Origin of the sequence: Nodosilinea sp. E11, from assembly GCF_032813545.1 — a bacterium.
In the GTDB taxonomy this organism is placed as follows: domain Bacteria; phylum Cyanobacteriota; class Cyanobacteriia; order Phormidesmidales; family Phormidesmidaceae; genus Nodosilinea.
Genome location: NZ_CP136520.1, coordinates 997147 through 1017037, shown reverse-complemented (window position 1 = coordinate 1017037; position 19891 = coordinate 997147). Strand labels below are relative to the sequence as shown.

At 56.7% G+C, this 19891-nt stretch carries 19 protein-coding genes; 10 read left to right on the top strand and 9 right to left on the bottom strand.

What is annotated here, in order from left to right; genetic code table 11:
• Positions 1-66: 66 nt before the first annotated feature.
• Entirely contained in the window at positions 67-1125 is a 1059-nt protein-coding gene (gene tsaD, locus RRF56_RS06880) for a tRNA (adenosine(37)-N6)-threonylcarbamoyltransferase complex transferase subunit TsaD (RefSeq protein WP_317036897.1), read from the bottom strand.
• Between the two features lie 209 nt (positions 1126-1334).
• On the opposite strand from tsaD, the gene RRF56_RS06875 reads away from it, so the two are divergent.
• The 3 genes from RRF56_RS06875 (at position 1335) to RRF56_RS06865 (ending at position 2603) form a co-directional block, all read left to right on the top strand.
• The gene (locus tag RRF56_RS06875) at positions 1335-1835 is read left to right on the top strand and encodes a Photosystem I reaction center subunit III (RefSeq protein ID WP_317036896.1); all 501 of its coding nucleotides are present in this window, start codon (positions 1335-1337) and stop codon (positions 1833-1835) included.
• A 38-nt stretch (positions 1836-1873) separates the two neighbouring features.
• Positions 1874-1999: a photosystem I reaction center subunit IX gene (gene psaJ, locus RRF56_RS06870; protein ID WP_317036895.1), complete on the top strand. Its 126-nt coding sequence runs from the start codon at positions 1874-1876 to the stop codon at positions 1997-1999.
• 121 nt (positions 2000-2120) lie between these two features.
• Positions 2121-2603 carry a photosystem I reaction center subunit XI gene (locus RRF56_RS06865; protein ID WP_317036894.1) on the top strand — a complete coding sequence of 161 codons (483 nt, stop codon included), beginning with the start codon at positions 2121-2123 and terminating at the stop codon, positions 2601-2603.
• Between the two features lie 113 nt (positions 2604-2716).
• Here RRF56_RS06865 and RRF56_RS06860 read toward each other — a convergent pair whose 3' ends face one another.
• Positions 2717-3925: a methionine gamma-lyase family protein gene (locus RRF56_RS06860; protein ID WP_317036893.1), complete on the bottom strand. Its 1209-nt coding sequence runs from the start codon at positions 3923-3925 to the stop codon at positions 2717-2719.
• A 209-nt stretch (positions 3926-4134) separates the two neighbouring features.
• Between RRF56_RS06860 and RRF56_RS06855 the strand changes: the two genes are divergently transcribed.
• Complete coding sequence (locus RRF56_RS06855) at positions 4135-4956, top strand: acyl-CoA desaturase (RefSeq protein ID WP_317036892.1); 822 nt, start codon at positions 4135-4137, stop codon at positions 4954-4956.
• 137 nt (positions 4957-5093) lie between these two features.
• Here the strand turns inward: RRF56_RS06855 and RRF56_RS06850 are convergent, their stop codons facing one another.
• Both RRF56_RS06850 and RRF56_RS06845 read right to left on the bottom strand, forming a co-directional pair.
• Positions 5094-6350 carry an aldehyde dehydrogenase family protein gene (locus tag RRF56_RS06850; RefSeq protein WP_317036891.1) on the bottom strand — a complete coding sequence of 419 codons (1257 nt, stop codon included), beginning with the start codon at positions 6348-6350 and terminating at the stop codon, positions 5094-5096.
• A 4-nt stretch (positions 6351-6354) separates the two neighbouring features.
• Positions 6355-6765 (bottom strand): hypothetical protein, encoded by a 411-nt coding sequence (locus RRF56_RS06845; protein ID WP_317036890.1) that lies wholly within the window; start codon positions 6763-6765, stop codon positions 6355-6357.
• Positions 6766-7141: 376 nt separating this feature from the next.
• Here RRF56_RS06845 and RRF56_RS06840 point away from each other — a divergent pair, with 376 nt between their 5' ends.
• Positions 7142-7789, top strand: coding sequence for a hypothetical protein (locus RRF56_RS06840; RefSeq protein WP_317036889.1), 648 nt, complete (start codon positions 7142-7144; stop codon positions 7787-7789).
• 12 nt (positions 7790-7801) lie between these two features.
• On the opposite strand, the gene RRF56_RS06835 is transcribed toward RRF56_RS06840, so the two are convergent.
• Both RRF56_RS06835 and RRF56_RS06830 read right to left on the bottom strand, forming a co-directional pair.
• A complete protein-coding gene (locus RRF56_RS06835; RefSeq protein ID WP_317036888.1) occupies positions 7802-8617 on the bottom strand; it encodes an FkbM family methyltransferase in 816 nt (271 codons plus the stop codon).
• 286 nt (positions 8618-8903) lie between these two features.
• The gene (locus tag RRF56_RS06830; protein ID WP_317036887.1) at positions 8904-12782 is read right to left on the bottom strand and encodes a hydantoinase B/oxoprolinase family protein; all 3879 of its coding nucleotides are present in this window, start codon (positions 12780-12782) and stop codon (positions 8904-8906) included.
• Positions 12783-12959: 177 nt separating this feature from the next.
• Between RRF56_RS06830 and RRF56_RS06825 the strand changes: the two genes are divergently transcribed.
• Complete coding sequence (locus tag RRF56_RS06825) at positions 12960-13919, top strand: GDP-L-fucose synthase (RefSeq protein ID WP_317036886.1); 960 nt, start codon at positions 12960-12962, stop codon at positions 13917-13919.
• Here RRF56_RS06825 and RRF56_RS06820 read toward each other — a convergent pair.
• Together RRF56_RS06820 and RRF56_RS06815 are read right to left on the bottom strand one after the other, a co-directional pair.
• Positions 13916-14107, bottom strand: a complete 192-nt coding sequence (locus tag RRF56_RS06820) for a hypothetical protein (RefSeq protein WP_317036885.1) — start codon at positions 14105-14107, stop codon at positions 13916-13918. The genes RRF56_RS06825 and RRF56_RS06820 overlap by 4 nt on opposite strands.
• 70 nt (positions 14108-14177) lie before the next feature.
• Entirely contained in the window at positions 14178-14813 is a 636-nt protein-coding gene (locus tag RRF56_RS06815; protein WP_317036884.1) for a type II secretion system protein, read from the bottom strand.
• A 317-nt stretch (positions 14814-15130) separates the two neighbouring features.
• Between RRF56_RS06815 and RRF56_RS06810 the strand changes: the two genes are divergently transcribed.
• The 4 genes from RRF56_RS06810 (at position 15131) to RRF56_RS06795 (ending at position 18879) form a co-directional block, all read left to right on the top strand.
• Entirely contained in the window at positions 15131-16240 is a 1110-nt protein-coding gene (locus tag RRF56_RS06810) for an S-(hydroxymethyl)glutathione dehydrogenase/class III alcohol dehydrogenase (RefSeq protein WP_317036883.1), read from the top strand.
• Between the two features lie 196 nt (positions 16241-16436).
• On the top strand, positions 16437-17288 hold the full coding sequence (gene fghA / locus RRF56_RS06805; protein ID WP_317036882.1) for an S-formylglutathione hydrolase: 852 nt from the start codon (positions 16437-16439) through the stop codon (positions 17286-17288).
• A gap of 50 nt (positions 17289-17338) precedes the next feature.
• Positions 17339-17902 (top strand): DUF4168 domain-containing protein, encoded by a 564-nt coding sequence (locus tag RRF56_RS06800; protein ID WP_317036881.1) that lies wholly within the window; start codon positions 17339-17341, stop codon positions 17900-17902.
• Between the two features lie 368 nt (positions 17903-18270).
• A complete protein-coding gene (locus RRF56_RS06795) occupies positions 18271-18879 on the top strand; it encodes a TetR/AcrR family transcriptional regulator (RefSeq protein WP_317036880.1) in 609 nt (202 codons plus the stop codon).
• Positions 18880-18970: 91 nt separating this feature from the next.
• Here RRF56_RS06795 and RRF56_RS06790 read toward each other — a convergent pair whose 3' ends face one another.
• Positions 18971-19657 carry a glutathione binding-like protein gene (locus tag RRF56_RS06790; protein ID WP_317036879.1) on the bottom strand — a complete coding sequence of 229 codons (687 nt, stop codon included), beginning with the start codon at positions 19655-19657 and terminating at the stop codon, positions 18971-18973.
• Positions 19658-19891 lie beyond the last annotated feature (234 nt).

The window sequence follows — 19891 nt, the reverse complement described above, 5'->3', positions numbered from 1 at the left end:
TGGCTTCTGGGCTATAGCTCAGAAGGTTGCCAGACAGACTCTTGCCAGACACCCTTTAGTCTAGCGTTAAGCCATTGGGATAGGCTGGTAGAGCTCCATAACTCGGGCTAGATCGAGCCGAGACTGTACCCCGAGCGCCAGAGTCGAGCGGTGCCCTCGATTGAGGTGGTCGGCGGCGGCACAGCCGATCATGGCCGCGTTGTCGGTGCACAGACTCAGCGGTGGAATCATCACCCGCAGGCCCTGTTGCTCAGCCGCTTGTTGGAGCTGGTGGCGCAGGCCGCTGTTGGCGGCTACCCCACCCCCTAGGGCTACGGTAGTCAGACCGTAGGCTTGGGCACAGGCCATTACCCGTTTTGTTAAGCTGCGGGCCACCGTGGCTTGAAAGCTGGCGGCTAGGTCATGGATGGGCAGCGGGTCTACTCCCTCGGCCCTGAGTTTTTCGACTAGGCGCAGCACCGCCGTTTTTAGCCCGCTGAAGCTCGAGTCGTAGGGATGAAAGCCCCCCCCAGGCAGCGAAATATTGCCCTCGGGCAGCGGAAACGCCTGGGGGTTGCCCTGTTGGGCCAAGCGGTCGATCACCGGGCCGCCGGGGTAGTCTAACCCCAGCAGTCGAGCCACTTTATCAAAGGCTTCTCCCGCCGCATCGTCGCGGGTCTGGCCCAGGGTCTGGTAGTGGCCACAGTCTTTGACGTAGATCAAGCTGGTATGCCCGCCGGAGACCAGTAGACACAGGTAGGGCGGCTGGAGGTCGGGGTGAGCCAAGTAGTTGGCATAGATGTGCCCTTCGAGATGGTGAATGCCCAGGAACGGCTTTTGGTGAACCATGGCCAGGGTTTTGCCTGCGGTCAGGCCCACTAAAAGTGCCCCCACCAGGCCAGGGGCACAGGTGGTGGCCACGCCGTCAATCTCGGCCCAATGCAGGCCCGCCTGATCTAGGGCGGCGCTAATACTCTCTCCTACGGCGGTGACGTGATACCGAGAGGCCACCTCGGGCACAATGCCGCCGTAGGGCTGGTGGATATTAATTTGAGAGGCGACTACGCTGCTGAGTACGGTGCGATCGCGCACGACCGCCGCCGCCGTTTCATCACAACTAGTTTCTAACGCCAATATCGTCGCCATTACCCATGCCACACTAAGAGATACTGTTAAGCGAGATCAGGGTGATCCCGGCCGTAATTTGTAGAGATGTAAACACCCCACCGATCTTAGCTTTACGGGGGTTCGGCTGCGGGGTATTATGGCGACCAAGTTGGGTGAATTTTTGTTCAAAAAACTTAACTTTACGTTCAAAGCGCCCTAGTTTCTTAGGTAATTAAAAGGAACAGTTTATGCGACGGTTTTTTGCTGTAGCGCTCGTAGTGTTTCTCTGGTTTGGGTTTACTGCCCCGGCATCCGCTAGCCTGGCTGGCGACAATGTATCCGGTCTGACCCCCTGTGGCCAAAACGAGGCTTTTCTGAAGCGGGCCGCTGGTGCCAAGACTGAATCGGCCAAGGCTCGATTCGATTTTTACGGTAGCTCTACCCTGCTGTGCGGCAGCGACGGCCTGCCCCACCTGGTTGTAGACGGCGACCTGGCCCATGCCGGGGAGTTTCTCATTCCCAGTCTTTTGTTTCTGTACATTGCAGGCTGGATTGGCTGGGTCGGTCGTGCCTACGTGATTACAGTGCGGGGTCGCAAGAACCCCGAAGACAATGAGATCATCATTGATGTGCCCCTGGCCATTAAGTGCATGCTGACTGGGTTCGCCTGGCCCCTCGCTGCTTTCAAAGATATTGCTAGCGGTGCCATGTTTGCCAAAGACGACGAGATCACTGTATCTCCTCGCTAGCGCCTAGCCCAAGGAAAACTATCCAGGAGAACTAGACAATGGACAATAACTTGCTTCGGTATCTGTCTTCTGCCCCGGTGCTAGCCACCGTGTGGATGGTGATTACCGCCGGTGTTTTGATTGAGTTCAACCGTTTCTTTCCCGATTTGCTGCTGCATCCCTAGGGAAGGCGACTTAGAAAACAGGTTTTGAACCTGAAGCAGAGATGGTTTTTATAGACTCAACGGCCTCTAAAAACCGTCTTTTCATTTGCTGTGATTTTGTTTGAGTTGGAGATACTCCCCCATGACAGATCTAATTCAGCCCGCTGGGGATCCACAAATCGGCAATCTAGAGACGCCGATCAATTCCTCTGGGTTTTCTAAGGCTTTTATTGGCAACCTGCCCGCCTACCGCAAAGGGCTTTCGCCCCAGCGTCGCGGCCTCGAAATTGGCATGGCCCACGGCTATTTCCTCTACGGCCCCTTTGCCCTACTCGGCCCCCTGCGGGATTCTGACATTCCTGGCCTGGCTGGACTCCTGAGTGCGGCGGGTCTGGTGGTAATTTTGACCGCTTGCCTCTCGATCTACTCGGGTGCTGGCGTTAACGATGCCGTCACCAAAACCACGACTCCCTTTACTCCTCCTGCTAGCCTCGAAACCGACGAAGGCTGGAGTGAGTTTGCCGGTAGCTTTTTGATCGGCGGCATTGGCGGGGCTACCTTCGCCTACCTGCTGGCGGCTAATTTGCCCATGTTGACCACGCTGGTCAGCGGCGGCCACAGCTAGGGTTTGCTCTGCAACTTTTGCTCTGCAACTTTTGCTCTGTAAGAGGGGGCGATGGATAACTGTCCATCGCCCCCTCTGCTTTTAGGTTGCGTAGCGTGAGAGGAGGTGTGCCCTCAAAGCGGTCCGATCGCAGCGATCGCGGCTTCCAGGGCCAAAGCTACGTGGGTCCAGTGGGTGCCGCCCTGGCAGTAGACAATATAGGGCTCCCGCAGGGGGCCATCGGCGGAAAGCTCTGAGGTGCTGCCATCGATAAAGGTGCCCCCAGCCATCACCAGATCGCTGTCGTAGCCAGGCATGGCGGCCGGCACGGGTTCGACGTAGGCATCAATAGGTGAATGCTGCTGTACAGCCTTGCAGAAGGCAATTAGCTTCTCCGGCGACCCCAGTCGAATGGCCTGAATGACGTCGCGGGGAGCACTAGGGGCCGGGTTGACTGGATAGCCCAAGGCATCGAAGGTGGTGGCCAGCAAATAGTTGCCCTTCATGGCTTCGCCTACCATTTGGGGGGCCAAAAACAAGCCTTGGTATAGCAACCGGTTGAGGTTAAGGCTCGATCCGCCGCTGGCCCCAATACCCGGAGCGGTGAGGCGACAGGCGGCAGCCGCGACTAGGTCGGCGCGGCCAGCGACATAACCGCCGGTGGGCGCAATGGTGCCGCCCGGATTTTTAATGAGTGACCCGGCGATCAGATCGGCTCCCACGGCGGTGGGTTCACGGTCTTCTAAAAATTCGCCGTAGCAGTTATCGACAAAACAGACAACGTCGGGATTCTGGGCCTTGATCGTACGGACGATGGTTTCGATTTCCGCTATGGTAAGGGTTGAACGCCAACTATAGCCACATGACCGCTGGATGTGCACCAGTCGGGTATTGGGCCTGACTGCTGTGGCCAGGGCATCCCAGTCAAGGTTGTGGGCGGCAGTCAATGGTAACTCTCGATAGGACACTCCAAACTCGGCTAACGATCCCTGGCCTTTGCTGCGTAGACCAATTACTTCTTCTAGGGTGTCGTAGGGGGTGCCCGCTACGGCTAGCATTTCATCACCGGGGCGCAGCACCCCGTACAACGCGCAGGCGATCGCATGGGTGCCAGACACAAACTGCGATCGCACCAGAGCAGCTTCTGCCTGCACAATGTCGGCAAACACGCGATCGAGGGTGTCACGGCCTAGGTCGTCGTGGCCATAGCCCGACACGCTGTTAAAGTGGTGGCTACCTACCCGGTGCTGTCGAAAGGCTCCTAGCACCCGCGACAGATTTTGCTTGACCTGAGCGTCAATTCCATAAAAAATCGGAAGAAGTGTCGAGTCTGGCGGCATCATTAGGTTTGATGGTTGCAATGGTTGAAATTTTTCGTTAAGAAACAGGGGGATATCAAGTCCAACCCAGAATCGGTTGGTTTCTCACCGACCAACCTCCATTTCTGGACTTGGATTCGGTTAACAATTCTCCCCTACATTTACTCCGCCTGCGCAAAATTCTGGCCTAGAATTTCTGCTGGGTCATTTGTCCAAAATTCTGAGACTTTTGCATGACTGCTATAACTACCGAGCGTTTGTCCCGCGATTGGGTCACCCTTGGCTTTATGATCTTTGTCCACAGTATGGCGGCCCTGGCGTTTTTGCCCGCCAACTTTTCTTGGGCCGCCATTGGGGTAGCGCTGCTGCTGCATTGGGTCACCGGCTGTCTCGGCATTACCCTGGGTTGGCACCGGCTGGTTTCTCACCGCAGCTTTACCGTGCCCAAGTGGCTAGAGTATTTCTTTGTCTTTTGCGGCACCCTGGCCTGCCAGCACGGTCCGATTATGTGGATTGGTCTGCACCGCCACCACCATGCCTACTCTGACCAAAACCTCGACCATCACGACTCTAACAAAGGCTTTTGGTGGAGTCATATGGGTTGGATGCTACGCGACGTTCCGGCTCGCCACGATGTCGATCGTTTCATCCGCGATATCAAAGACGATCGCTTCTATTTGTTTTGCGAACATTATTTTCTGCCGCTCCAGATCGCATTGGGCGTGGTGCTCTATGCCCTAGGCGGCTGGCCCTTTGTGCTGTGGGGCATCTTTGTGCGCCTGGTAGTGGTTTACCACTGCACCTGGTTGGTCAACAGCGCCACCCACAAGTTCGGCTATCGCAGCCACGAAACCGATGACAAATCGACCAACTGCTGGTGGGTGGCTGTCGTCACCTATGGCGAGGGTTGGCACAACAACCACCACGCCTACCAGTATTCGGCGCGCCATGGTCTTAAGTGGTGGGAAGTTGACGTTACTTGGATGACCATTCGCCTGCTACAGGCTGTTGGTTTGGCCAAGAAGGTCAAACTAGCGGGGACTAGCGAAGGTTAAACGGTTATTCTTAGGCCAGTATGGGCTTTAAACAAGCGGGACGTTGCCAAAGGTAACGTCCCGCTTGTTTCGTGTCTAAACCATCAAGCTAGAAATGACCTACAGGTGAGATATTAGGACTGCCGGGAATCAGGACATTACTCCAGACCCTGCAAAATGTGCTGGGTGGTGAGCAGGGCGCTGAGGCCCACAAATCCGCTGCAACGGCCCCGCTGGGCTGTCATCCCCAGGGCAATGCTAGACGACTGGGCCGGGTTGCGCACAAACCGAGGCGAAGTGTTGATATAGACTACTGCGCTACAGGTTAGCTGGGTAAAACGGCTGCTTTCGGCGTAGCTTTCGGTGGCTAGGGCATTGGCGTGCCCACTGCTGTGGCGATTGATAAAGGCAGCGGCGGCTGGGCCATTTTCGACCAGACTAAGGGCGACGGTTTTACTCAAAAAGGGGCGGTGCCAATCGGCTTCAGTGGCCGACTTCACATTGGGCAAATCGGCCAGCAGAGCACCGTCGGCCAGCACTTCAAAGTCTTGATCCCACAGGGTATGGCAGAGTTGCACCACGGCTGAGGGGCTACAACTGCGGTGGATCAAAACTTTTTCGATCGCATTGACGGCATCGGGTTCGCCCCGGTGGCTATCAATAATCATGTGAGTAACGGTATCGAGGTGGCCGGTGGCCGACCAGTAGAGGTAGCAGTTGCCGATAGCGGTGGGCAGCACTGGCACCCCGGCCTGGCGCACCACCTGCTGCACCAGACCAGGCCTGCCGTAGGGAATGATCAAGTCGATGCCTGGCTCTTGTAACAGCCAGGTGCGAGCCATATCCCCCTGTTCTTCGGTGAGGGAGAAAATACAGTGCTGGGGCAGGCCTAGCTGGTCGAGGGCTTGGTGTAGGGCTTGCAAAATCACCTGATTGGTTTGGCTGGCCTCGTTGCCGCCCTTGAGAATCAGGCCATTGCCCGTGCGCAGGCACAGCCCTGCCATAATCGCCGCCAGTTCGGGAAACGCTTCATAGACTAGAGCCACCACCCCCAAAGGAACCACCTGGCCGTAGCCCGATATCGCCTTACTCAGGCGGCTTGGAGCCGGGAGCAGCAGTCCTCGAGGGTCGCCCAAATAGGCAAGGCGGCGCAAAATTTTGGCGGCGGTCTGTAAGCGTTCTGGGGTGAGTTTGAGCCAGTCGAGCACCCGATCGGGTACCGCCATATCGAGGCTGGCCTCTAGGTCGAGGGTATTTGCTTCGAGAATGTCGTCAAGGCTGGCTTCTAGCTCAGTGGCGACGGTCTCTAGCAGCTTGCTCTGGAGATCGACACCGGCAGTCACTAGGGTGTGGCTCGCTTCACGAACTTGACCAACCGCTGCGCTAAAGTCTGCCTGGCTGCCTAACTGTGTCATGGGCCTAGCGCCGTGAGGCCAGCCAAAACATCCCTACCACGGCCACCGATACGGCCAGGGTGGTCAGCAGCCGTGCTGCCGAAGGGGTGCTGTTGGGGGTCTGTAGGGTAGCTAGCAATAAAAAGAACACCATAATGCCAAAGGCTGCCAGCACCACTAGGGGCAGATAGCTAACGCTGAGCGAAGACCGGTCTAAACGCCACTGTTGGCCGGTCCAGCGCCAGATGCGCTTATAGGGGTAATGGGTAGAAAGCTGCTCAATGACATAGCCATCGTCTTGAACAACAAAAATCTGTTGGCAGCGATCGCAGCCAAAGGCTTCAGTCAGAGTAATCGGCTTAATGCGACCGTTGCGACGACAGGGGCAGGGGTAGTCGGCGTTTTGGTCAATCTTTTGGCTTTTGTAGGTACGCACAGCACTACCGAAGGGGGAGCGGGGTGGGCTGGTAACCACCTTCATTCTGACACATTAACCAAAACCGCCACTGAAATACAACCTGTCACTAGCAGAGGTTTGGGTCGGGGAGATGCACTGGTTCAGCTGGCTGACGGTGGTAGCCTCCAAAGGCCTGAACTATATCGTCTAACTACATTGCCTAAATATATGGCTAGATATGGCTAGATGTATCCTCTGTCGCTTGAATTTTTGAGGATAAACATGATAGTTAAGGAGCGACTCAATTTACTGGCAACTACTGATAGCCCCTTTTGTCTAACCGAGCTACCGTGGCGCGGGCAGCATCAGGGCCATTCCCCCTTGACCCAATTTCTCCCACCCGCAGGATGTTGTTATGGCCACCGATCGCCTGGAGACGGCAGTGAGAAATTTTCAGCACGTCAATCAGATGGTGGAGCGCTATACCCGTCTATGCCGCGCCTACGTCAACCTGTCGGAACGATTCCACCAGCTCGATGTCGATCATATGACCCTCAAGGGACAGGTCGTTCCCCTGCTCAAAGCGCTCAAGACCCAGCAAGCTAAACTCCAAGCCCTTGAGGCCGAGAAAGCGGCCCTTCAAACGACCCTCAATCAGCAGGAGACTTCTCTACAAGCGGCACTTGCCCAGCAAGAGGCCCAGCACCGGCAAGAACTTCAGCAGTTGACAAAAACCTACGAGGAAAAGCTACAAGCCCTCACAAACCATGTAGCCGAGCTGCAACCCCTCGAACAACTGCTCAGTGCAGACACCCATCACGAGCTCAGCATCGCCGAAGAGCAGATGGAGCTAATCGAAGCGACTCTCCAAGAAATTGAAGAAGACAGTTCTCCTGACCTCTCTAGCGAGGAAAAAGCGCTGCTAGCGGCTTACCGATCTGACCCGGCTGCCTTTCTAGTCGCCGCTGCCCCTACAGGGAGCGAGGTGGTCGCCGAAGAACCCGTCGCTGCGCTGGGGCACTACTACTACGATGAGCAGGTGCCCGAAGGGTTTAAGGCGTAACCGCTCAGGTCGCTAAGACACCAGCTTGCTCACCAGCCAGTTGGCCAGGCCGCCCCCATAGGGAGCACAGAGGCGGCGAATGGGATCTGCCGCAAAGCGCTGTTGATAAAAGCAAAGAATATTGCCGTAGACGCCATTGGGGTAAAAGGGCGACTCCTGAGCTAAGGCTAGTGCTTGCAGGTCAAACACCTTGGCCTGGGTGCCCGAGGCGTAGTCAACCATGATGCTAAAGTCGTAACCCAACTGTTGTAGGGTCTTGAGGCAGGTCATGGTGCCCTCAAAAAACCGGGGCGACCAACCCTTTTCGCCTAGGGCACGACTGCCGCCGCCGCCGTACTCAAACATCACCACCTGAGGCAGTAGCTCCGGGGGCAGCTCGGCAAACTGTTGAATCACTACGGGTTCCCACCCTTCAATATCGATCTTAACGGCGGTGATGCGGGTTGCGCCCACTTGCTCTAGCAGCGTAGACAGATCGAGGGTGGGCACTTCGCGGGTGGTGCCCGAGGCCCCAAACCAGTCGGCGGCCAGCGAGCTGAAGTTGCTGTTAGCTAAGTTGGCAAACTGGCCCATATGCAGGGTCTGGGTGCCGACGCGATCGGAAAGGCACTGCTCGATCAGCTGGATGGGGTATTGCTGGCAAACCGCGCGCAACTTATCGGTAGGGGAAGGTTCAACGGCGACAGTGGTATAGCCCAGGCGAGCAAATAGTTCGCAGTAAAAGGCAAAGGTGCCTACCCCCACATCAATACAAAGCCCCTGTCGCTGGGGGTCGAGATCGGGCAGTAGGTGCTCAAAGAGGGCCTGACAGCAAGCTTCAACACGCATTAAGTCGCCCTTAGAGAAAAAATATGCCTTAAGCGTAGAACATCTGGGCTAATTAGAGATTTTTGGTTGGCTAAATTTAGCGGTGAATTGGTCTTGGCGTGAGCATGTCACCCGAACGGGATGTAGTGAAATAGCCACCGTACAGATTGTTTCAGGTGTTTATTTTCAGCCTTGCACTTTATACCGAATCCGACTTGGCTAGCCCCGGTTGGGTTGGGCAAACACCGTTTGCCCACCATAATCTGCCTGTTGGGAATTGGAGTTATGTGATGACTCGGGTTTGGTATTACTTGTTTGAGTAGCCGTAGCCGCCACCCCCCGGCGTCACAATTTGAATGCAGTCCCCTGGTTCTACGGCCACCGTGGCCTGACCCGGTAGCACCTCCACCTGGCCATTGGCGCGAATTACAGTATTCTTACCCACCTGTCCTGGCTGACCGCCAGCTAACCCAAAGGGCGGTACCCGGCGATGGTTCGAGAGAATCGCTGCCGTCATCGGTTCGCGAAATTCGATCCTGCGGATAATGCCGTTGCCGCCCGAAAATTCTCCAGCTCCGCCGCTGCCCGGTTGAATGGCAAACTCCCGCAGCAGCACCGGAAACCGCCACTCCAGCACCTCGGGGTCGGTGAGGCGCGAGTTGGTCATGTGGGTGTGTACCGCATCGGTACCGGGGAAGCCGGGGCCAGCCCCGGAGCCGCCGCAGATGGTTTCGTAGTACTGGTGATGCTGATTGCCAAAGGTGACGTTGTTCATGGTGCCCTGGGAGGCGGCGATCGCCCCCAAGGCCCCGTACAACGCATCGGTCACCGCCTGAGACACCTCCACATTGCCCGCCACCACCGCTGCCGGATAGCTGGGGTTCAGCATGGAGCCTGCCGGAATCACAATTTCTAGCGGTTTTAGACAGCCCGCATTGAGGGGAATATCGTCATCCACCAGGGTGCGAAACACGTAGAGCACCGCTGCTTTGCACACCGCTGTCGGCGCGTTGAAGTTGCTGGGCCGCTGGGGCGAGGTGCCAGTAAAGTCAATGCAGGCGCTGCGCTGTTCACGGTTGACGGTGACCTGGACGGCAATTTGGCTACCGTCATCCATGGGGTAGGTGAAGTGACCATCCTGGAGGCGCTCGATTACCCGCCGCACGCATGCTTCGGCGTTGTCTTGCACATGCTGCATGTAGGTCTGTACGGTGTCGAGGCCGTAGTGATTGACCAGTTTTTGCAGTTCTTGCGCTCCCTTTTCGTTGGCCGCAATCTGTGCCTGGAGGTCGGCCATGTTCTGCGTCGAGTTCCGCACGGGATACGGGGCAGTCGTAAGGATTGTTAAAAGCTCAGATTCGAGAAAGTGACCCTGATCCACCAACTGCACGTTGTCGAGCAGCACGCCCTCTTCTTCAATGCTGGTGCTGTGCGAGGGCATGGAGCCGGGGGTGATGCCGCCGATGTCGGCGTGGTGACCACGGGAGGCGACGTAGAAAAGGGGGGAGCGGGGAGTGGGGAGCGGGGAGGGGGCTGTCCCCTCTGGGGAGGGGGAGGGGAGGGTCTCTCCCAAAAAGACCGGCGTAATCACCGTGATATCTGGCAAATGCGTGCCGCCGTTGTAGGGGTTGTTTTGCAGATACACATCGCCGGGTTTGAGGCGATCGCCCTTGGCCTCAATCAAACTCCGCACGCTCTCGCCCATCGACCCCAGGTGGACCGGAATGTGGGGTGCATTAGCCACCAACTGCCCGTTTTGATCAAACACTGCACAAGAGAAATCGAGCCGCTCTTTGATATTCACCGAGTAGCTGGTGTTTTGCAGCGTGATCCCCATCTCCTCGGCTACGGCGCGAAAGAGGTTATTGAAGATTTCGAGCAAGACGGGATCAGGCAATTTTGGATGTTGGATTTTGCATTTTGGAGGGGTAGCGTGGGTTGAGCTAGTTTCCACTGTGCTATGGTCCACAGTCTCTTCGCTAGCGAAACCCACGGACCTTTTACGTGAGGTGTCTTTCTTTAAGATCAAATGCCCTTTGAGGGTGAAAGTGGCCTCCCACCCTGGTTCGACGACGTTGGTGCCGGTGGGTTCGATGATCAGGGCAGGGCCTGCGATCGCATCCCCAGAACACAAATCCTCACGATGGTAAACCGGTGTGTCGTGCCACGCATCGGCGGTGTAGCCCGGCACGGTGGTTTTTGGCACCAGAGGGGTGGTGCGAACCGTGTGAATCTCCGGCTCGTCGGGACTGTGGGTGTGGCCGACGACTTCGACGGCAGCGGTATCGACAATCAGGCGCTTAGTGTCTTGGGCAAAGCCGTAGCGCTGGCGGTGCAGGGTAGTGAACTGTGATCGCATCGTCTCTACCCCAGCCAACTCCACCGCCAGCACCGAATCGGTGCCCTCATACTTCAGCAGCAGCCGGGGCAACACCAGAGGCCGTTTTGAATTTTGAAGGTTGGATTTTGAATGCTCTGGTTCCCCTCGCCCTCGGGGAGAGGGGCTAGGGGTGAGGGGCATCGGGAAATCTTCAATTGCAAAGCCCTGTTGCTGTAGTTCTTCTAAACCTTTGGTGGCCAGGGATTCTACAGTTTGCTGAATCTGCGGCAGCGTATCTTCACCCAGGGGTAACTCAACCGATCGCTCGTTCAGCGACCTGACATCTGCCAGCCCCATACCGTAGGCCGACAGCACCCCGGCGTAGGGGTGCAGAAATATCTCCGTCATGCCCAGGGCGTCGGCGATTAGGCAGGCGTGCTGGCCCCCGGCCCCGCCAAAGCTGCACAGCACATAGTCTGAAACGTCGTAGCCTCGCTGTACCGAGATTTTTTTGATCGCGTTGGCCATCTTTTCGACGGCGATCGCCAAAAAACCTGCCGCCACCTGCTCAGGGCTACGCACATCCCCTGTTGCCGCATGGATTTCCTCCGCCAGGGTCGCAAACTTCTTGCCCACCACCTCGACATCCAATGGCTGATTCCCCCCCGGCCCAAACACCTGGGGAAAAAACTCGGGCTGAAGCTTACCGACCATCACATTGCAGTCGGTCACCGCCAGCGGTCCACCGTGGCGGTAGCAGGCCGGCCCCGGATACGCCCCCGCCGACTCTGGCCCCACCCGGTAGCGGCTACCGTCAAAACTCACTATTGAGCCGCCCCCCGCCGCCACGGTGTGGATCGCCATCATCGGAGCCCGCAGCCGCACCCCGGCTACTTCGGTTTCAAAGGTGCGCTCGTACTCGCCCCGGTAGTGGGACACGTCTGTAGAGGTGCCGCCCATGTCGAAGCCAATCATGCGATCGTACCCAGCCTGGCGGCTGGTCTGCACTGCGCCAACTACACCCCCCGCTGGCCCCGAGAGAATGCTGTCTTTGCCCCGAAACAGCGCCGCATCGGTCAGGCCGCCGTTGGATTGCATGAACATTAACTGGGTCTGAGGCAGAGCTAGCTCTGTCTCAGACCCAGTCCTTAATTGCGCCGCCACCCGATCCACATAACGCCGCAAAATCGGTGACAGATAGGCATCCACCACCGTTGTGTCGCCTCGGCTGACGAGCTTAATTAACGGGCTGACCTGGTGGGAAAGAGAAATTTGGGTAAAGCCGACCTGGCGGGCGAGTTCCCCCAGGCGCAGCTCGTGGGCGGGGTAGCGATAGCCGTGGAGCAGCGCGATCGCACAGGCCCGAATGCCAGAATCAAAGGCTTGTTGGAGTTCTCCGATCAGCCGTTCTTCTTCCGCTGTATTTAGAGCAACCAGTACGTCACCTTGGGCGCTGAGTCGTTCGTTCACCTCGATCGCCCGTTCGTAGAGCATTTCGGGCAGCTCAATGTGGCGGGCAAAAATATCCGGGCGGTTTTGGTAGCCAATGCGGAGGGCATCGCGGAATCCCTGCGTTGTCAGAAGAAGGGTGCGATCGCCCTTCCGCTCTAGCAGCGCATTGGTGGCCACGGTCGTCCCCATCTTTACCGCCTCAATCGCCTCGGCGGGGATAGGGTCTTGTGGCCCCAGCCCCAGCAGGTCGCGGATGCCCTGAATGGGGGCATCGGCGTAGCGATCGGGATTTTCTGACAGCAGCTTGTGGATCGCAATCTGACCATCGGGGCGGCGGGCCACAATATCGGTAAAGGTGCCACCGCGATCGATCCAGAACTGCCAGCGCTGGCCAGAGAGAAAGGATGGGAGCATAGCGTCAGAGTGCGTCAGGGGGTGGAAAATTTTAGAGTAGCCTCAAGCCCATTGTGAACTACGACTAAACTCTAAAGGCAGCCTATTGTCATTGCCCAAGGCCAGTGCCAGACTCATGCCAATGGGGTCTGCTTGTCTAATTGAGTGCTGATGTAATTGCTATCTCAACTAACGTTTATGGATACTCACTCTAAAATTTACGTTGCTGGCTCCCGTGGTCTGGTTGGTAGTGCCCTGGTCAGAACACTCAAGGCCCAGGGCTATGGGAATTTGCTGCTGCGCTCTAGCCGAGAGCTAGACCTGCGCAATCAGGCCGCAGTGGATGAGTTCTTCGCTACTGAGAAGCCAGATTACGTCTTTTTGGCAGCGGCAAAGGTCGGTGGTATTCAGGCCAACAATACCTATCGGGCTGAGTTTCTCTACGACAATTTGATGATTGAGGCCAATATCATTCACAGCGCCTACCGCTACGGGGCGCAAAAGCTGCTGTTTTTGGGGTCATCCTGCATTTATCCAAAGCTGTGCCCCCAGCCGATGAAAGAGGAGTATCTGCTAACGGGGAATTTAGAGCCGACCAATGAGCCCTATGCGATCGCCAAAATTGCCGGTCTCAAGCTCTGCGAAAACTACTGTCGCCAGTACGGGGTCAACTTTATCTCAGCGATGCCCACCAACCTCTACGGCCTCAACGACAACTTTGATTTGGCCAACTCCCACGTACTGCCCGCCCTCATGCGCAAGTTCCACGAGGCCAAGGTCAACGGCGACCCCACCGTGACTATCTGGGGCACGGGCACCCCTCTGCGCGAATTTCTCTACGTCGATGACCTGGCCGACGCCCTGATATTTTTGATGAATACCTACGACGACGTAGACTTCGTTAACGTGGGTACTGGTCAAGAGGTCTCGATCAAAGCCCTAGCCCTGACCATGCAATCCGTGGTGGGCTATGAGGGTGAGCTGGTATTTGACTCCACTAAACCCGACGGCACCCCCCGAAAGCTGCTCGACGTGTCGCGGCTCAACTCCGCTGGGTGGCAGGCTAAGACCGATCTTAAAACCGGCATTGAACAGACCTACGCCTGGTTCTTGCAAAACTACGATTCTCTGCGCGGGCGCGAGGCCGCCGAGGCCTAGACGGGGTTACATTTGCCGCTGCGAATGAGTCCTACCCGGCGGGCGATCGCCTCGTTTTGAGTTGCATAGGGTCCCCATACGGGGCGTTGATCCTGAAGTTTGTCACGACTGACGTGCTCGGCAGACAGCACCTCACAGCTGCCGTCCCGGGTTTGAATGATGTACCAACCTTCGTTTCGTTCTGTCATGGCCACGCTTCCTCAACCACTCACGGTGCTAACCCATTAAACTCGCTTTTGCGCCGAATGGGTGTTGAAGTTAGTAGCAGAAGCGTCCATTGCTGTTGGCTTTAGTCTGGCCCTGGCCTTTGCGCATGGCACCAAGCACTGTAGAAACAATCACACAGCGGTTGGTATGTCGTTGGCCTGTAACGGTGACCGTGATGGTGCCCTGCTCACCAATCCATTTAGCTCTCAGATTGCCGTGCATGTCAAAGCGAGTATAGTGAATGCCGCTGCTTTTGGTGAGAGTGTTGTCTTCGTTGGCGAGTACAACGCCATGGCTTAGAGGCTGCCAATTGGTCACCCTCACTGCCGGGATAGATTCGGGATGGTTGGCCCATTCAATGTAGCCATCGCGCTCTCGCAGACTAAAGCGCCGCTCGTGACGCTGTTGCATGGCGTCGGACTGGGTAATCCGTAGCGCTTGGTAGAGCATGTCTTGAGTCGCGTTGATCTTGCGTTGGTGCAAAAAATCAAGCCAGGAAGGGGCGGCGATCGCCGCTAGTAGCCCAATGATCACGAGTACAATCAACCCTTCGATCAGCGTAAACCCAGCTACGGGGGCCGCCAACTCAGCTGCTGACCTAGGCGATCGCTGGGAGCGTTGAGTCTGATTAAACTGAGTTTTATTGAGTTGAGTCTGGTTAAACCGAGTTCTATTGCGTTGAGTCATGGTGAATAGATGCACAGAAAATAGATGCACAGGGCCTGCTGGGGTCAAGATGCCCCTCCGCTAAGGAGCACAGGCGACAGCGCACCCAACATCGGTCATTGTGCGGAGGAATGTCTGAACAAGCTGACACGTAGCCTAAGCGCCGCAAAATCGGTAAGCTGACTAAGGTATTGCGATGGCCCGGTCAGAGGGTTGTTTGGTTCTTGCTCAACCGGCTAACGTGCCATGTTGCCCAGGTGTTTAGCGCCAGACCATAGCCGGTTGAGCACAGCCATTTAGTCATCGCTTCACTGCCCCTGCCCAAAGGAGACTCGCCCGTGGATGTTAGAGCTGCCGTTGCCCATGGCCCAGGCCAACCCTTGAGCGTCGAAACCGTTCAGCTCGACGGACCGCGCGAGGGCGAGGTGCTGGTCGAAATCAAAGCTACCGGCATTTGTCACACCGATGCCTACACCCTGTCTGGCAAAGATCCCGAAGGGCTGTTTCCGGCGGTATTGGGCCACGAAGGAGCCGGAGTGGTGGCCGACGTTGGCCCCGGTGTCACCAGCCTCAAGCCCGGTGACCATGTGATTCCGCTGTATGTGCCTGAGTGCCGCCAGTGCGAATACTGCCTCAGCTTTAAGACCAACCTCTGCCAGGCCATTCGCCTCACCCAGGGGCGCGGCCTCATGCCCGATGGCACCAGCCGGTTTTCCTTCGGCGGCGAACCGTTGTTTCACTACATGGGTACGTCCACCTTCTCGAACTACACCGTGGTGCCCGAGATTGCCCTGGCCAAAATTCGCTCCGATGCCCCCTTTGAGAAGGTCTGCTACATCGGCTGCGGCATCACCACGGGCATTGGCGCAGTGATTAACACTGCCAAGGTCGAGCCGGGGGCCAACGTGGTGGTGTTTGGCCTCGGCGGTATTGGCCTCAACGTGATCCAGGGCTGCCGCATGGTGGGAGCCAACAAAATCATCGGCGTTGACCTCAACCCCGACAAAAAGGAGCTGGCCGAAAAATTTGGCATGACCCACTTCGTCAACCCCAAAGAGGTCGAGGGCGACCTGGTACCCTACCTGGTCGAATTAACCGGCGGCGGGGCCGACTACAGCTTCGAGTGCGTCGGCAATGTGAAGCTGATGCGCCAGGCGCTGGAATGCTGCCACAAGGGCTGGGGGGTGAGCGTGATTGTGGGTGTCGCCGCCGCTGGCGAAGAGATCAGCACCCGCCCCTTTCAGCTGGTGACCGGGCGCGAGTGGAAAGGCACCGCCTTTGGCGGGGCCAGAGGTCGCACCGATGTGCCCAAAATTGTCGATTGGTACATGGACGGCAAAATCAATATTGACGATTTGATCACCCACGTCATGCCCCTCGACGAGATCAACACCGCCTTTGACCTGATGCACCGAGGCGAAAGCATCCGCAGCGTGGTGACGTTTTAGGGGTGTTGGGTAACGGGTATTTGGTGTCGGGCATCAGGTTTACGGTGCAAGGCAAACGGCAACTATGCATTGTGTACCGACAGCCGTAGATCGTTAACTGTAAACTGCCGAAACCCGAAACCCGATTAACCCACCCCTGCCCCTCCGAGGAGGGGATGCCGAAACCTGTAACCCGAAACTTCCACCATCGCCTCCCATGCCTCTCACCCTCGACAAACAACACGCCTGCTTTGGCGGCACGGTGGGCTATTACAGCCACCCGTCTACTACTTGTAATTGCGACATGCGCTTTGCGGTGTTTGTGCCACCCCAGGCAGAGGCTGGCCCGGTGCCGGTGCTGTTCTACCTGTCGGGGCTGACCTGCACCGAGGACAATTTCACCAGTAAGGCCGGGGCGCAGCGCTATGCCGCCGAGCAAGGGCTGATGCTGGTGGCCCCCGACACCAGCCCTCGCGGTGAGAGTATCCCCGATGAGGCCGAGGCCTGGGATTTTGGTGTTGGGGCCGGATTTTACGTGGATGCTACGGAGTCGCCTTGGAGCACCCACTACAACCTGTACAGTTATGTGGTGAACGAGCTGCCCGAGCTGATTGCTCAGGAGTTTGCGGTGCGGCGCGATCGCATGGGTATTTTGGGTCACTCGATGGGGGGCCACGGGGCGCTGGTCTGCGGCCTACGCAACCCTGACCTGTTCAAGTCGATCTCGGCTTTTGCGCCGATCGCTGCCCCCTCCCAGTGCCCCTGGGGCCAAAAGGCGTTCACAGGCTATCTGGGTACAGACACCGAGCGCTGGAAGGCCTACGATGCCACCGAATTGGTAAAGGAGCAGGCTCAGAAAGACCGCACTATTTTGATCGACCAGGGCACCGCCGACCCCTTCTTAAAGCAGAACCAGCTGCTGCCCGACGTGTTTGCAGAAGCCTGTGAAAAAGCGGGCCAGCCGTTAATTCTGCGTATGCAGCCAGACTACGATCACAGCTACTTTTTTATCGCTTCCTTTATGGCCGACCATTTGCGCCACCATGCCGATGTGTTAACAAAGGGCTAGGCTAGGGAAGAGTATCCAAGCTGACGTTTCGCGTAATTAGGAGACCCGCTATGGTGAGATATTGTGTTGCCGCTCTACTAATGATGCTGGTGTGGCTGGTGCCAGGGACGGCGTGGGCTAACTCGTCATCGCCCCTCATTGCCCAGGCAGACGGGGTTGAAGTGGCCGAAACGGCGACCCAGATGGTCATTAGCGACGACGACATTACTACCTTTGCCAAGGCCTATCAAGAAGTTCAGGGTTTGCGCCTGCGGGCGGAACAAGAGATGGCCCAGGCTGTAGAGGCCGAAGGGCTAACCATTGACCGATTTAATGCGATCGCTGAAACCCAGCTCGATGGCGGTGCCCAAAGCCCCGATGACATCGCTAAGGTGGCCGCAAAAGCCAAAATTTCTAAACAAGAAACCAAACAGTTTGAAGCGGCGGTAGAGCGCATTATCGCTATTCGCCAGAGCACCGAAGGCGAAATGGAGAAAGCGATCGAGGCCGACGGTTTGGCCATTGAAACGTTCAATGGCATTTTGGAGCAATCTGCCGACGATACTGCGCTGCAACGGAAGATCAGCGACGAGATTGTCAAACAGACTTTGGCGATCGCAGAGTCTGCGTCCTAGGAGATTTCTAGAAAAAAGATCTCTGTTTTATCCGGTGACTGTCGCTATCGTAGGGTGGGCAGTGCCCACCATTGGAGGTAAAGTTTTTCAGAAGTCGCCTTAGGCTGACAACTACCCCCTTGCTTTTGCCAGGTTGGGTCAGAAAGGTGAGGGCTCAAGGGGTATGCCTATACCGTGAGCCTTCACCTTTTTGCCAATTTTATCGGTCATCGTTTCTTGATCAAGTAACTATCTAAGAACCGTTGCCCCTCCTTAAGAGTAGTTATCTCAGGTTTTATGAGGTTATGTGAACCCCGCCCCAGGCTTTAGGGCAATGGGGGCACAATGGGCCAAAGAAGCCAATCTGTGCTTTCTAGAGGGTTTTTGTAATGGTGCCATTCTTTAAGACCGCCCCTGCGGAAACCGATACGGAAACCAAGATTTTGCAAGCGGCCCTCAAACTCTTTGCCAAACGGGGCTACGGAGGCACCACGACCCGCGAACTGGCCCAGGCGGCGGGGGTGGCTGAGGGCACCCTGTTTCGCCATTTTGAAAATAAGAAAGCTATTCTCGTGGCGGTGGCCAGCCAGGGCTGGGTCGAAATTCTGACTGACCTGCTCACCGAGCTGAGCGAAATGGCCAGCTACAAGGCGATCGGCCAGGTGATGCAGCGGCGTATGCTCAACCTGCAAAAAAACTCGGCTCTGATGCGGGTGTGCTTTATGGAGGCGCAGTTTCACCCCGAGCTGCGCGAGCAAATTCAGACTGAAGTGATCGGCAAAATGATCGATGTTGCCGAAGCCTTCTTTCAAACCGCCATGGATCGCGGCGTCTATCGCCCGATGAATGCCCGCATGGTGGCGCGAGTCTTTCTGGGCATGTTTACAGTGGCTGGGTTTAGCCAAGACACTCTCGGCGACGAAGCCGCCTCACCCCAAGCGATGAAAGACTTGGCGGAGTGTTTGACGGATATCTTTTTGAATGGGGTGCTGGCTTAGAAAAACTAGAGACTGGGAAAGTTTGAATGTTCAATGTTGAGTTGAGAGTCTAAATTCAAAACTCAACATTCAAAACTTTCCCGCTTTCCCTCTACCGTCTGCCCTGGCCAAACAAGATCTTTTTCGCCTCCTCGGTCATGGTTGATTCGGAGCTAATGGTTTGGGCCACTTCGTAGGCCCGCTGCACCGCTGGTCGCGCCTGGATCGCCTCGAACCAGCGCTTCAGGTGGGGAAAATCCTCCAGGTTTTGCTGCTGGGTTTGGTAGGGCACAATCCAGGGATAGCAGGCCATATCAGCGATCGAGTAGTCGCCTGCGATAAACTCCTGACCTTCAAGCTGGGTGTTGAGCACGCCATAGAGCCGCTCGGTTTCTTTGACGTAGCGGTTGATGGCGTAGGGAATTTTTTCGGGGGCGTAGCTACCGAAGTGGTGGTTTTGGCCCAGCATTGGCCCCAGCCCGCCCATCTGCCAGAATAGCCACTGCATGACGTTGGCGCGATCGCGCAGCCCCTGGGGCAGAAACTGTCCGGTCTTCTCGCCCAGATACTGCAAAATGGCTCCCGACTCAAACAGGCTGATGGGGTCGCCACCGTCGGCCGGCGCGTGGTCGACGATGGCGGGAATGCGGTTGTTGGGGGCGATCTTAAGAAACTCGGGGGCGAACTGCTCGCCCTTACCGATGTGAATCGGCTGGATGGTGTAGTCTATGTCGGCTTCTTCGAGAAAGATAGTGATTTTGTGGCCGTTGGGCGTTGTCCAGTAGTACAAATCGATCATGGCGAGTATCCTTTGGGGCAAGGGAGTGGAGCAGTTCAGACTAGCCTAACGAAGTCTGTTGCCCCGTGGGAATGGTAGATCGTATGTACTATAAATGCAAGGGAAGCGCTACAATTAAATCAGTGTTCAGGTAGGCTGCGGAGCATGATTTCTTTCGGCTTTGTTTCTGCCTGAATCGCTATCTGGCCTTAAAATCAAGCGATAATTTCGGACTCGCGCCCGATCGTTAAAGCC